General features: G+C 64.1%; 1 protein-coding gene. It reads left to right on the top strand.

Annotated elements, in window-relative coordinates; translation table 11 throughout:
• A partial coding sequence (locus SB753_RS35220; RefSeq protein ID WP_410804682.1) for a fimbria/pilus outer membrane usher protein occupies positions 1-379 on the top strand: 379 nt, incomplete at both ends.

The raw sequence follows: 379 nt of genomic DNA, 5'->3' as shown, positions 1-379 counted from the left end.
GCAACCAATACCAACATCGCGCTTGGCGCGTACCGGTACTCGGACAGCGGCTATCTCGGCCTCGCCGACGCCGCCCGGCTGCGCGACGCCGCGCTGCATGGCAGCGACGTCAACGCAGCCGACCGCGAACGCGGCCGTCTGCAACTGACCGTCAACCAGACGCTTAAGGATCGCGGCGCGGTGTTCGCCAACGTTTCGTCGCAGCACTACTGGAACCGGCCGGGACGCGACATGTTTTATCAGTTGGGCTACTCGAACGGCTTCAAATACGGGACCTATAGTGTTACGGCAGGCCGCACGCGCAGCGCGGACGGCACGCTGTCGAACGAAGTGATGCTGAGCACGTCGATTCCGCTCGGCCATACGCAACACTCGCCGA

This window comes from Paraburkholderia sp. SIMBA_053, from assembly GCF_046534895.1.
Classification (GTDB): domain Bacteria; phylum Pseudomonadota; class Gammaproteobacteria; order Burkholderiales; family Burkholderiaceae; genus Paraburkholderia; species Paraburkholderia caledonica.
Note: the sequence above shows the minus strand (reverse complement) of the source record. Positions and strands in the feature narration are given on the sequence as shown.